We start from the raw sequence: 11,987 nt of genomic DNA on the forward strand, positions 1-11,987 counted from the left end.
CGCCCGCCGCAGGAATGGCCGAGATGCGAGTCCCGGCGATTCGCCCGGCGGGCGTTTTCACAAGAGCAGATTGAAACCTTAGCGAGAGTTACGTACATGGCACTGGACTGGTCGATCTTCTGTGCTGACACCATCGAGCGGCAGGTTCAGGCCACCTGCCTGGGCTTTGGCCCCAACCAGACCTACCTGGGGTGGTTGCTTGAAGCCTGGGGGCAGACCGTCTTGGTCGCTGTGCTCTCTCTGTGCGTCGCCTTGGTCATCGGGACCGCTGTCGGCGTGCTGCGCACCTTGCCCAATAACGTGCACGGGCAGCCGTCCCGCTTGGCCCGTTTGGCGAACGTTTGGGTGGAGTTCTTCCGCAACATCCCGTTGTTGGTGCAGGTCATCCTCTGGTACCACGTGGTGCCCGTGGTGTTTCCGGTGTTCGCCGACACGCCCAAGCTGTTGCTGGTTGTGATGGGCTTGGGTTTCTTCACCTCCGCACGCATCGCCGAGCAGGTGCGCACGGGCATACAGGCGCTGCCTCGTGGACAGCGTTACGCGGGCATGGCCCTGGGTTTTTCGACCGGGCAGACCTATCGTTATGTGCTGCTGCCCATGGCCTTTCGCATCATCGTGCCGCCGCTGACCAGCGAGAGCATGAACATCTTCAAGAATTCTTCCGTGGCCTTCGCCGTGTCCATCACCGAGCTGACCTTCTTCGCCCAGCAAGTGGCCGAGGAAACTTCGCGCGGCATCGAGGTGTACCTGGCGGTCACCTTGCTGTACGTGATTTCGGCTTTCGCCATCAATCGCATCATGGCCGCGATCGAGAAGCGCGTGCGCGTGCCCGGTTTTGTTGCCTCCACCGGCGGAGGACACTGACATGACGGCCTTGGATTTTTCCTTCTTCACCTGGGACGTCTTCCGTTCCTACGTCCTGGGCGGTCTGTGGTTCAGCCTGGGCTTGACCGTCATCGCGACGCTCGGTGGCATCTTCTTTGGCACGTTGCTGGCGTTGATGCGCTTATCCGGCATCAAGCCATTGGAAATGATCGCCGCCGTTTACGTCAACGGCATGCGCTCCATTCCCTTGCTGATGGTGTTGCTGTGGTTCTTCCTGCTGGTGCCCCTGGTGATCGGACGCCCCATCGGCGCCGAGGGCTCCGCGGTGATCACCTTCATCGCCTTCGAGGCCGCCTACTTCAGCGAGATCATGCGCGCGGGCATCCAGTCCATTCCGCGTGGCCAGGTGTTCGCTGGCTATGCCATGGGCATGAGCTACGCGCAGAACATGAAGCTCGTGATCCTGCCTCAGGCGTTCCGCAACATGCTGCCGGTGCTGATGACCCAGACCATCATCCTGTTCCAGGACACGTCCTTGGTCTACATCATCACTGCCCATGACCTGCTGCACGGTTTCACCGTGGCGGGTAACAACCTGAGCCACCCGCGCGAGGCCTACATCCTGGCCGCCGTGCTCTATTTCGTGATCTGCTACACCCTGTCCAACGGCGTCAAACGCCTGCAGCAGAAGATCGCCATCATTCGCTAAAGCCAAATACTGTTTCGTCGGAGTTTTTCATCCATGTCCCAGCCCATGATCGAAATCAAGGAAGTGTCCAAGTGGTATGGCCCGGTGCAGGTGCTCAACCACTGCTCGGTCAGCATCAACAAGGGTGACGTGGTCGTGGTCTGCGGTCCTTCGGGTTCGGGCAAGTCCACCTTGATCAAGACCGTGAACGCGCTCGAGCCCTTCCAGCAGGGCGAGATCTTCGTGGACGGTGTGCCGCTGCACGACCCCAAGACCAACTTGCCCAAGCTGCGCAGCCGCGTTGGCATGGTGTTCCAGCACTTTGAGCTGTTCCCCCATCTGTCCGTGACGGAGAACCTGACCATCGCCCAGGTGAAGGTGCTGGGGCGCAGCCTGGACGAAGCCAAGGCCCGTGGCCTGAAGATGCTGGACCGTGTCGGCCTGATGGCGCACAAGGACAAGTTCCCCGGCCAGCTCTCCGGTGGTCAACAGCAGCGTGTCGCGATCGCGCGAGCGCTTTCCATGGACCCGATCGTCATGCTGTTCGACGAGCCCACCTCGGCGCTGGACCCGGAGATGGTGGGCGAAGTGCTGGACGTGATGGTCAACTTGGCCAAGGAAGGCATGACCATGATGGTGGTCACGCATGAAATGGGTTTTGCTCGCAAGGTCGCCAGCCGCGTGGTCTTCATCGACGTGGGGGGGCGCATCCTGGAAGACTGCTCCAAGGATGACTTCTTCGGCAACCTGGAGGCCCGTCAGCCGCGCACCAAGGACTTCCTCAACAAGATCCTCGCGCATTGATCACTGAGACCCGTGCGTGACGACGTTACGCCCCTTGCCACTGACACCGGAGGCGTTCGCGCCGTTTGGTCTGGTGATCCAGTACCCCGGCGGGACGGGGCGCACCATCAACTCAGGCAGCGCACAGCGGGTTGACCTGACAGCGGATCTACAACTGCAGACGGCGGGCGGCACGGCCGCGCTGGCGTTGTTTCGTGCGCGGGCCCGCGTGTTTCCTCAGTCCCTCACGATGCTGGAACGGCATGCGCTGGGCAGTCAGAGTTTCATTCCCCTGGGACAGCGACGTTTCGTGATCGTGGTCGCCCCGGCGGGCGCAGCGCCAAGCGCGGCCGATGTGCACGCCTTCATCACGAACGGCGAGCAAGGCATCACACTCTTACCTGGGGTCTGGCACCATGCCTTGCTGGCGGTGGACGCGGGTGATTTCGTGGTCATCGAACGGGCCGCGCGCGCCGTGGACTGCGATGAAGTGAACCTTGCACAGCCACTGACGTTGTTGCTGACCTAGCCATCATGACCGCGTGACGCAGAGTCCACCGCGATCACTTTGCTGCACCCAGGACAGCTCAAGTGGAGTCGGCACCCGTCATGCTCGCGATGCGCTCGGCCAGTGCGATCAGCGAACGGTCGCTGCCCGCGGGGCCGAGCAGCGACAGACCCAGTGGCGCGCCTTCACGCTGCGCCAGCGGCATCGAGAGCTGTGGAAACCCCGAGAGGCCTGCGATGCACAGCATCCGGATGGCCCGATTGCGGTAATCCTCCAACGCGGACTCGGAAGTGCTGCGCAGCGGCGCGACATCGGGCATGGTGGGCATCAGCAGCACGCCATCCGCGCCCAGCAGGCGCGTCATGTGTTGACGGAATCGCAGGCGGAACGCCGTGGCGGTCTGCACCTGCGCGTCGGTCACCTGGCGTGACCAGGCAAAGCGATCCGACACACCCGGTCCCAACGGCGGTGCGTAGCGTTCGATCAGCGGGCCGTCGGTCATCCAGGCTTCACGGCCCTGGATGTGGCGGAAACTCCAGTACAGGCTCTCGAAGCTGTCCAACACCGCGCTGGTGGCTTGGCTTGCGCCCAGCAGTTTTTCCAGACCTTGCACGGCGCCGCTCAGCGCGGCGGTGACCTCGGGTGACAACAGGGCCCAGACGTCATCGGGGCGCAGCAGGCGGACCTTGGTCGGAAGCGGGTGCGGGTCGGTGTCCAGCAGCACGTCGGCCACGCGCGCGAAGGTCTGCACATCACGCGCGAACCAGCCGCAGGTGTCCTGGCTGGGCGCTAAGTCCAGCGCTCCCATCAAGCTGACTCGACCGTGCGTGGGACGGATGCCATACAGCCCGCAGTGATTGGCCGGTGCGCGCACCGAACCGCCCGTGTCCGTGCCGAGCGCGAAGTCGCACAAGCGGGACGACACGGCCGAGGCCGAACCCGAGGACGATCCGCCGGTGATGCGATCCGGCGCCGCGCCGTTCAGAGGAGCACCGAAATGCGCGTTGTTGCCGTTCATCGAGAACGCCAGCTCATCGGTGACGGTCTTGCCCACGAAGCGCGCGCCCGCGTCCAGCAGTGTCTGCACCGTGGGCGCGGTTCGGGTTTTGATGCCCGAGAGCGCCAGCACGATGGGGTTGCCGCCGCCGGTCGGATAACCGGCCACGTCGAACAGGTCCTTGACGCCGAAAGACAGGCCGGACAGCGGACCAGTGCCGGCGTGCGCGACGGCAACGTCGGGATAGGGAACAAAGGCGTGGGCGGGGTCGTTCAGGGGCATGGCCGATGGGAGGAGGAAGAACTCAGGCGATGTCGTGCAAGCGCAGGCAGCGCACCCAGTGGCCGGGACTGGCTTCCTCGGTCACGGGCATCTGGACGCGGCAGTTGTCGTGGACGTGGGGGCAGCGTTCAGCGAAGGCGCAACCGGGCGGCAGCGCGCTCAGATCCGGCGGCGAGCCGGCAATGGTGGGCAAGGCCACGCCGCGTTGCATGGCGCCATGCGCGCGGCCCTGTAGCAAGGCCTGGGTGTAGGGATGGCGCGGCGTGCGGATCAGTTCCCGCGCCGTGCCTTCCTCGACGATACGGCCTGCGTACATCACGGCCATGCGGTCGGCCACCTCGACGGCCGCGCCGATGTCGTGCGTGACGAAGACGATGGACAGACCCAGCTCACGTTGCAGCTCGCGCAGCAGCAGCAGGATCTGGATCTGTACCGTGGCGTCCAGCGCCGTGGTGGGCTCGTCGGCCAGCAGCACCTGCGGCTTACAGGCCAGTGCGAGGGCGATCATCGCGCGTTGGCGCATGCCCCCGGACATCTCGTGCGGGTAGGCCGTCAACCGTCGTTCGGGGCTGGGAATTCGCACGCGCTCGAACAGCTCCAGCGCGCGGCGGCGTGCGGTGTTGGCGTCCACGGCTTCATGGCGACGGATCGACTCGATGATCTGCGCGCCGACCGGGTAGACCGGGTCCAGGGCTAACAAGGGCTCCTGGAAGATCATGGCGACCACCTTGCCGCGGTAGTTGGCCAGTTCGCGTGCGGACATGGCCAAGACATCGCGACCTGCCACCCGCACTTCGCCTCGCAGGGTGGTGCGGCGTTCGGGGTGCAGGCGCAGCAGGGTGCGCAGGGTCACGCTTTTGCCCGAACCGGATTCGCCGATCAGCGCCAGCACTTCGCCACGCTGGATGTTCAGGGTGACGCCGCTGACGGCGTGCACCGGCTTGCGACCCCCGGTGAAGGTGACGCCAAGGTCGCGCAGCCGGACCAAGGGTTCGTCGGAGGTGGGCGTTGTGGTCATGGCGGTGGCGTCAGGTGGCTTGCGCCAGCGGATGGCCGCTGCCCGCTTCGTGGATCAGGCAGCGGGCGCGTTGCAGCGGCGTGAGCGTACCCAGCACCGGCGCGCGTTCCGCGCACACGGACGCCGCCTGAGGGCAGCGCGGATGGAAACGGCAGCCCGCGGGCGGGTTGATGGGGTTGGGGGGGTCGCCGGCCAGCGGCGCCGATTCGGTGCGATGGTCTGGGTCCATGGACGGCATGGACGAGAGCAACGCCCGGGTGTACGGGTGCGCAGGCCGCTCGTAGAGCAGGTCGGCGGCGCCGATCTCGGCCACCTGGCCCAGGTACATCACCATCACGCGGTCGCTGATGTAGCGCACCACATGCAGGTCATGGCTGATGAAGACGTAGGTCAGGCCGAACTCGGCTTTGAGGTCGAGCAGCAGGTTGATGACCTGAGCCTCCACGGATTTGTCCAGCGCCGACACCGCTTCGTCAAGGATGACCATGCGCGGTTGCAGGGCCAGAGCGCGGGCGATGTTGACGCGTTGACGTTGGCCTCCCGAAAGTTCATGCGGATAGCGTTCGGCGAAACGCCCAGGCTCCAGTCCGACCCGTGCCAGCAGATCGCGCGCGCGCGCGACGGCCTGGGCGGTGCCGACCCCATGCACCTGGGGGCCGAAGGCGATGGAGTCCTCGATGGTCAAGCGTGGGTTGAGCGAGGCGTAGCTGTCTTGAAACACCATCTGCACCTGGCGGCGGAACTCCCGCAACGGCAGGTCGCGCGAGCCGACCGTCCGACCGTCGAACACCACCTCGCCGCGGGTGGGGGTGATCAGCTGCATCAGCAGCCGCGCAGTGGTGGATTTGCCGCAGCCGGATTCGCCGACCACGCCCAAGGTCTCGCCCTTGAGGACTTCGAAGTCGACGCCATCGACTGCGCGAACCACGCCACCACCACCGCCCAGGAACCCTTTTTTGAGCGGGAAGTGCTTCTGCAGTCCGCGGATGGTGAGCAGCGGTTGCGCGGGGCCACCGACGTCGGACAAGGGAGACAACAGCGCGCTCATGGGCTTACCCCTTGTTGTCCATGGCCGAGCGCAATCCGTCGGACAGTAGATTGAAGGAGATGGAGGTGATGAAGATCATCACGCCAGGAAGGGCCGCCACCAGGGGCTGGCTGTAGATGGCCGTGCGCAGTGTGTTGAGCATCAGGCCCCACTCGGGTTCGGGCGGCTTGACGCCCAGGCCCAGGAAGGACAAGCCGGAAGCCAGGATCATCGAGACCGCCACCAGGCTGGTCGCGTAGACGAAGATGGGGCCCAGCACATTGCCCAGCACGTGGACGCGCACGATGGTGAAGGCGCTCGCGCCAGAGGCTCGGGCGGCCTCCACGTAGTCGCGGCCCCGCACCTGGGTGGTCACGGCCTCGGCCACGCGCGCGATTTGAGGGATGAAAACGATGGTCAGCGAAATCAGGGAGTTCAGGATGCCAGCGCCCAGGGCGCCCGAGAGCGCGATGGCCAGCAGCACCGAGGGGAAAGCGTAGAACACGTCCACTGTGCGCATGATGGCTGCATTGGTCACGCCGCCCGCGTAGCCCGCGATGATGCCGAGGGTGGCCCCGATGATGAAGGCGCAGATCACCGGCGTGATGCCCATGAAGAGTGACAGCCGAGTGCCCACGATCAAGCGCGACAGCAGATCCCGACCCAGTTCGTCGGTGCCGAGCAAAAAGCCCTCGGTACCCACGGGCTTGAGGCGCTTGAGCATGGAAGCGGCATAGGGGTCGGCTGGCGCGACCCAGTGCCCAAAGACCGCGAGCAGAATCAGCAGCAGCACGACGCAGGCCGCGCCGACGGCGACGGGGTCGTGCCGAAAACGCAGCACGACCGAGGTCCAGTAGCCGCGCGAGCGGGGCGCGGAGACGGGCAGGAGGATGGACGTGGAGGTGGTCACGGTGTCACTCGTTGCGCTCGTCAGCGCGCGATGCGGGGATCGAGCAGCGTCTGCAGCACGTCCACCAACAGGTTGAGGATGACGAAGAAGAGCGCCAGCACGAGAATGGTGCCCTGAAGCAGCGGCAGGTCGCGTTGGAAGATGGCCGAGTTCAACAGGAAGCCCGTGCCCGGCCAGGAGAAGACGGTCTCGATCAGGATCGAGCCGCCCAGCAGATAACCCAGTTGCAGGCCCATCACGGCCAGCGCGGTCGGCGCAGCGTTCTTGACCACGTGACGGAAGATGCCGAACTGGGTCAGGCCCTTGGCCCGCAGGCCGACGATGAATTCCTGCTCCAGCAGCTCGGCCACCAGCGCGCGCACCGTGCGCGCGATGATGCCCATGGGAATGACCGACATGGTCAGCGCGGGCAGAATCATGAACTGGAAGTGCTCCCAATCCCAGGCCCACTGGTCCGAGCCACCCGGCCCCGCGCCCGTCGCTGGCAACCACATCAACAGGCTGGAAAAAACGATCACCATCACCATGCCCAGCCAATAATGCGGCACGCTCACGCCCAGCACCGACAGCAGCGAGGCCGCGCGATCCAGCAGGGAGTTGCGGAAATAGCCGGCAACGAAACCGAACAGGCTGCCCAGCAGGAAGCCGATCAGCGTGGCCACCACGGCCAGCCGCAGGGTGTTGACCACCGCGCGCAACACTTCGTCGATCACTGGGCGGCTGGTCGCGATGGAGGTGCCCAGATCGCCGTGCAGGGCACGCCAGACCCACAGCCCGAACTGCTCGGGCAGGGAGCGGTTGAAGCCATAGAGCTCGCGCAACTGCGCCTGCAACTCAGCGGAGGCGTCGGGCGGCAGGATGGAGACCAGGGGGTCTCCTGGCGCCAAATGCACCAGGGTGAAGCAGACCAGGGCCACGCCCAGCATGATGGGCAGGGTGTAGAGGACGCGCCGGAGCAGGTAGGCGAGCATGAAAGGCGCGTGTGATCAGTCCATGCTCATCGTGGCGATGTCAATGAACCAGCTGCGTGGCTGCACCACGTTCTTCACCTTGGCCGACATCGCGCGCGGACCGACGTCGTGGGCGATGTAGACGAAGGGCGGGTCCTCGACCATGTGGGCGTGCAACTTGGCCAGAGCCGCATCACGCGCCTTGTCGTCGAAACTCGTGCGAGCGTCCGCCACCAGCTTGTCCACTTCGGGGCTGCCGTAGTAGCCCCAGTTGTTGGAGACCGGCGGGAAGGCTTTGGTCGAGACGAAACGCACCATGGCGAAGAACGGGTCCATGGCGGCGAAGCTGATGTTGACCGCGTTGGCGCCATTGGCCGAGGGGTCTTTGGCGCCCTTGCGCCAGTTCGTGAACAGCGTGTTCCATTCGATCACGTCGAACTCGACGTCGAAATAGCACTGCTTGAGGGACTGCTGCACGAATTCGTTCATGGGCAGCGGCTGCATCTGACCCGAGCCCGAGGCGGAAATCTGCACCTTGACCTTCAGTGGCTTGGCGGCGCTGTGCCCGGCGGCCGTCATGAGGGCCTGCGCGGCCTTCACGTCGTACTTGATGTCGAACTTCGGGTTGCCCCACCAGGGGTGGCCCGGCGGCACCACGCCTTTGGGTTCGGCCATCATGCCGCCCAGCAGCTGCTTGAGGCCGCCACGGTCCACGCACAGGTTGGCGGCTTGGCGCACGCGCTTGTCCAGCCAGGGCGAGCCTTCGGCAAAGGACAGCTGCCAGGGCCAGACATGGGGCTGGGCATTGCTGTAGATCTTGAAGCCACGCTGGGTGATCTGCGCCATCGCGTCCGGCGCGGGGGCCTCGATCCAATCCACTTGACCGCCCAGGAGCGCCGCCGTGCGGGCGTTGGCTTCGGGCATGGGCAGCAACACAACCTTGTCGATTTTGGGCGTGCGCTTGCTGTCCCAGTAGGTCTTGTTCGCCGCCAGCTCCAGGCGTTCACGCGCGACAAAGCGGGTGACCTTGAAGGGGCCAGAGCCCGCGGGGTCTGCGGCGAAGGCGGTCCAGGCTGCCTTGGCCTTGTCGGCTGGGGTGGCACCTTGCGCGGCATCGAACTTCTTCTGCCAGTGCGCGGGTGAGGCCATGAACAGATTGGTCAGGTTGAGCGGCAGGAAGGCATCGGGCTCGCTGGTGGTCAGTTCCACGGTCGTGTCGTTGACCTTGCGGGCGGTCCGGAGCGTGGGCATGCGCGAGGCGGTCACGCCGACCTGGCTGGCGTCGAAATGGACGGCGTCCTTGTCGAGCACCTTCTGCACGTTCCAGACCACGGCGTCGGCATTGAACGGGGAGCCATCATGGAACTTCACGCCGCTGCGCAGCTTGAAAGTCCACTTGGTTTTGTCCTTGGCATCCACCGCCCAGGAGGTCGCCAGGCCGGGAATCAGCACGCTGGGCGCGTCGGACTTGGACAGGTCCCATTGCGTCAGCGCGTCATAGATGGGGATGCCCGTGAAACGGTTGCCCTCGAAGCCCTGGTCGGGCTGACCGAGTGTTCGGGGGATGTCGGCCGCCGTCATGGCGATGCGCAAGACTTTTTCTTGTGCCTGGGCGGGGCTGTGCAACAAAGACAGGGCAGCGCTCAAGGCCAGGCCCAGTGTGGCCAAGCGCGTGGCGGAAGGAAAGAGACTCATGCGACCTCCAGAAGTCAGCGGGTTGAGGGGTACCGCCGCCGATGCAAACCGCATGCCAAAAGCGCTATGAATAAATCGATTATCGATATGTTTGATCAATTAATCGATATTTGGCATGCTATTCGCTTTGGAGCGATCGAGGACTGTTACGACTGACGCATGCCTGCCTCGCGCATTTCAAGCCCCATCCAAACCATGAATTCCGTCGCCACCACCGAACTCCGCATCAACGCCGAACGTCTCTGGTCTTCTTTGATGGACCTCGCGCGCATTGGCGCCACGCCCCGAGGTGGTGTGCGTCGGCTGGCCCTGACGGACGAAGACCGTCATGGCCGGGACCAAGTGGTGCGGTGGTTCCGCGAAGCGGGGCTGGAGGTGCGCGTGGACGAGGTGGGCAATGTATTCGGTCGCCGCGCGGGCACGGATGCCAACGCGCCAGCCGTCGCGACGGGCAGTCACATCGACACACAGCCTTCTGGCGGCAAGTTCGACGGCAACTACGGCGTGCTGGCCGGTCTGGAAGTGGTGCGCACGCTCAACGACCACGGCATACGCACGCGTGCGCCGCTGGAAGTGGTTTTTTGGACCAATGAGGAGGGCTCGCGCTTCACGCCAGTGATGATGGGTTCGGGCGCCTTCGCCGGCGTGTTCGCGCCGGACTTCATTCGCGAGCGCGCGGACATCGAAGGTCAGACCGTCGGTGACGAACTGACGCGCATCGGCTATCGGGGCCCGCATCCCTGCGGGCAGGTGCCGGGTGGCATGTATGCCGCCTATTTCGAGACTCACATTGAGCAAGGCCCCGTGCTCGAGGACGCCGATCTGCCCATCGGCATCGTGACTGGCGCCCTGGGCCAGCAGTGGTACGACGTGGTCGTGACGGGGCAGGACGCGCATGCCGGCCCCACGCCCATGGCCTTGCGGCACGATGCCATGCTGGCCGCGGCGCGCATGATCGAGGCGGTCAACCGCATCGCGCTGGCGGAAGCGCCGCACGGTCGGGGCACCGTGGGCTTCATCCAGGCCCTGCCCAATTCGCGCAACGTCATTCCGGGGCAGGTGAAGTTCTCGGTCGATTTCCGCAACCTGACGCAAGCCGGGCTCGACCGCATGGATGCCAGCATGCGCGAAGCCTTCGCCCTGGCGGCAGCCCAATGCCAGTGCGAGGTCGGCATCGTCCAGGTCACCAAGTTCAAGCCCTGCGCCTTCCATCCGGACTGCGTGGACAGCGTGCGGGACGCGGCCCGCGCGCTGAAGCTACCGCACATGGACGTGGTCAGCGGCGCTGGGCACGACGCGGTCTATCTGAACGGCGTCGCGCCCTCGGGCATGATCTTCGTACCCTGCAAGGACGGCATCAGCCACAACGAAATCGAGGACGCGAAACCCGAGCACCTGGCCGCTGGCGCCGATGTGCTGCTGCTGGCCATGCTGGCTCGCGCGAGTTAGGGCCTGTTCAGGCCTGGGTCGTTGCGCAATCGCACAGTGAGCGGTGGACTGAACGGATCAATAGGCCAGCGCCTGTGAAATCGCGCGCGCGCATTCGATGACCAGCGGCGCGAGCTTGGCCTGCGCGTCGTCCATCGTCCAGCGGCTCGTCGGCGGCGAGAGGTGCACGGCGGCCACCGCCTGGCCTTGGTTGTCAAGCACCGGCGCGGCGATGCCCATGTCGCCGAGGAACAGTTCTTCGCTGTTGGTGGCATAACCGGATTTGCGGCACAGGGCCACGCGCTCCAGGATGGCGCTCACGCTGGTCAGGGTGTTGGGCGTGCGCGCAGGCCGGGGTGCGCTGCTCAGCAGGCTACGTACCTGCGTGTCGGGCAGGGTACTCAGCCAGGCGCGCCCCGAGCTGGTGCAGTACATCGGGATGCGCATGCCCACCGGCGTGAGCACGGGGATGTGCTGCGTGGTCAGGAATTGGGCGATGTAGACCATGTCCGTGTCCACCGCCTCGGTCAGGCTGGCGGTCTCGCCGCTGGACTGGGCCAGTTGCGAGAGATAAGGGTGGGCCGCGCGGATCAAGGGGTGTGCGGCCAGGTAGTTGAAGCCGATGTCGATGACCTTGGGCTTCAACTGGAAGCGCCGCGTTTGCGGGTGCTTGCCCACGTAACCCAGCACTTGCAGGGTATGCACCGTGCGCTGCGCCGAGCCCTTGCTCATGCCAGTCAGTTCCGCCAGCTCGCCCAAGGTCAGCGTGCGGTGCGCCGCGTCGAAGGCGCGCAGCACGGCCAGTCCTTTTTCGAGTGATTGATTGAAGAGTGGGTCGGCAAGGGCGGACGGCATGGGACCGGATTATCAATCCGG

12 protein-coding genes are annotated in these 11,987 nt (G+C 65.1%); 5 read left to right on the forward strand and 7 right to left on the reverse strand.

Annotated features, from left to right (window positions below; genetic code table 11):
* The first annotated feature begins 96 nt into the window (after window positions 1-96).
* The 4 genes from ACLBKS_RS01270 to ACLBKS_RS01285 are packed head-to-tail and all read left to right on the forward strand — an operon-like array spanning window position 97 to window position 2,825.
* A complete protein-coding gene (locus ACLBKS_RS01270; protein WP_410190986.1) occupies window positions 97-864 on the forward strand; it encodes an amino acid ABC transporter permease in 768 nt (255 codons plus the stop codon).
* 1 nt (window position 865) lies between these two features.
* On the forward strand, window positions 866-1,534 hold the full coding sequence (locus tag ACLBKS_RS01275; protein ID WP_410190987.1) for an amino acid ABC transporter permease: 669 nt from the start codon (window positions 866-868) through the stop codon (window positions 1,532-1,534).
* A gap of 45 nt (window positions 1,535-1,579) precedes the next feature.
* The gene (locus ACLBKS_RS01280) at window positions 1,580-2,317 is read left to right on the forward strand and encodes an amino acid ABC transporter ATP-binding protein (protein WP_410191430.1); all 738 of its coding nucleotides are present in this window, start codon (window positions 1,580-1,582) and stop codon (window positions 2,315-2,317) included.
* 16 nt (window positions 2,318-2,333) lie between these two features.
* Window positions 2,334-2,825, forward strand: coding sequence for an ureidoglycolate lyase (locus tag ACLBKS_RS01285; protein ID WP_410190988.1), 492 nt, complete (start codon window positions 2,334-2,336; stop codon window positions 2,823-2,825).
* Between the two features lie 58 nt (window positions 2,826-2,883).
* Here the strand turns inward: ACLBKS_RS01285 and ACLBKS_RS01290 are convergent, their stop codons facing one another.
* Genes ACLBKS_RS01290 through ACLBKS_RS01315 form a run of 6 tightly spaced genes read right to left on the reverse strand, consistent with a single transcriptional unit; the run spans window position 2,884 to window position 9,683 of the window.
* Window positions 2,884-4,083 carry an amidase gene (locus ACLBKS_RS01290; protein WP_410190989.1) on the reverse strand — a complete coding sequence of 400 codons (1,200 nt, stop codon included), beginning with the start codon at window positions 4,081-4,083 and terminating at the stop codon, window positions 2,884-2,886.
* A 22-nt stretch (window positions 4,084-4,105) separates the two neighbouring features.
* Window positions 4,106-5,101 (reverse strand): ABC transporter ATP-binding protein, encoded by a 996-nt coding sequence (locus tag ACLBKS_RS01295; protein WP_410190990.1) that lies wholly within the window; start codon window positions 5,099-5,101, stop codon window positions 4,106-4,108.
* A 10-nt stretch (window positions 5,102-5,111) separates the two neighbouring features.
* Window positions 5,112-6,149 carry an ABC transporter ATP-binding protein gene (locus ACLBKS_RS01300; RefSeq protein WP_410190991.1) on the reverse strand — a complete coding sequence of 346 codons (1,038 nt, stop codon included), beginning with the start codon at window positions 6,147-6,149 and terminating at the stop codon, window positions 5,112-5,114.
* Window positions 6,150-6,153: 4 nt separating this feature from the next.
* A complete protein-coding gene (locus ACLBKS_RS01305) occupies window positions 6,154-7,038 on the reverse strand; it encodes an ABC transporter permease (protein WP_410190992.1) in 885 nt (294 codons plus the stop codon).
* A gap of 20 nt (window positions 7,039-7,058) precedes the next feature.
* Entirely contained in the window at window positions 7,059-8,009 is a 951-nt protein-coding gene (locus tag ACLBKS_RS01310) for an ABC transporter permease (protein WP_410190993.1), read from the reverse strand.
* 15 nt (window positions 8,010-8,024) lie between these two features.
* Window positions 8,025-9,683 (reverse strand): ABC transporter substrate-binding protein, encoded by a 1,659-nt coding sequence (locus ACLBKS_RS01315; RefSeq protein ID WP_410190994.1) that lies wholly within the window; start codon window positions 9,681-9,683, stop codon window positions 8,025-8,027.
* Window positions 9,684-9,878: 195 nt separating this feature from the next.
* On the opposite strand from ACLBKS_RS01315, the gene ACLBKS_RS01320 reads away from it, so the two are divergent.
* Complete coding sequence (locus ACLBKS_RS01320) at window positions 9,879-11,132, forward strand: Zn-dependent hydrolase (protein WP_410190995.1); 1,254 nt, start codon at window positions 9,879-9,881, stop codon at window positions 11,130-11,132.
* A gap of 57 nt (window positions 11,133-11,189) precedes the next feature.
* Here ACLBKS_RS01320 and ACLBKS_RS01325 read toward each other — a convergent pair whose 3' ends face one another.
* Window positions 11,190-11,966, reverse strand: a complete 777-nt coding sequence (locus ACLBKS_RS01325) for an IclR family transcriptional regulator (RefSeq protein WP_410190996.1) — start codon at window positions 11,964-11,966, stop codon at window positions 11,190-11,192.
* Between the last annotated feature and the right edge of the window lie 21 nt (window positions 11,967-11,987).

The sequence above is a fragment of the Hylemonella sp. W303a genome, from assembly GCF_046452315.1.
Lineage (GTDB): Bacteria > Pseudomonadota > Gammaproteobacteria > Burkholderiales > Burkholderiaceae_C > Hylemonella.

Excerpts from the sequence above, each read along its gene's own strand:
- ACLBKS_RS01295 (WP_410190990.1), bottom strand. The coding sequence starts at position 5,101 with ATGACCACAACGCCCACCTCCGACGAACCCTTGGTCCGGCTGCGCGAC.
- ACLBKS_RS01320 (WP_410190995.1), top strand. The coding sequence starts at position 9,879 with ATGAATTCCGTCGCCACCACCGAACTCCGCATCAACGCCGAACGTCTC.
- ACLBKS_RS01270 (WP_410190986.1), top strand. The coding sequence starts at position 97 with ATGGCACTGGACTGGTCGATCTTCTGTGCTGACACCATCGAGCGGCAG.
- ACLBKS_RS01275 (WP_410190987.1), top strand. The coding sequence starts at position 866 with ATGACGGCCTTGGATTTTTCCTTCTTCACCTGGGACGTCTTCCGTTCC.
- ACLBKS_RS01310 (WP_410190993.1), bottom strand. The coding sequence starts at position 8,009 with ATGCTCGCCTACCTGCTCCGGCGCGTCCTCTACACCCTGCCCATCATG.
- ACLBKS_RS01315 (WP_410190994.1), bottom strand. The coding sequence starts at position 9,683 with ATGAGTCTCTTTCCTTCCGCCACGCGCTTGGCCACACTGGGCCTGGCC.
- ACLBKS_RS01280 (WP_410191430.1), top strand. The coding sequence starts at position 1,580 with ATGATCGAAATCAAGGAAGTGTCCAAGTGGTATGGCCCGGTGCAGGTG.
- ACLBKS_RS01325 (WP_410190996.1), bottom strand. The coding sequence starts at position 11,966 with ATGCCGTCCGCCCTTGCCGACCCACTCTTCAATCAATCACTCGAAAAA.
- ACLBKS_RS01300 (WP_410190991.1), bottom strand. The coding sequence starts at position 6,149 with ATGAGCGCGCTGTTGTCTCCCTTGTCCGACGTCGGTGGCCCCGCGCAA.
- ACLBKS_RS01290 (WP_410190989.1), bottom strand. The coding sequence starts at position 4,083 with ATGCCCCTGAACGACCCCGCCCACGCCTTTGTTCCCTATCCCGACGTT.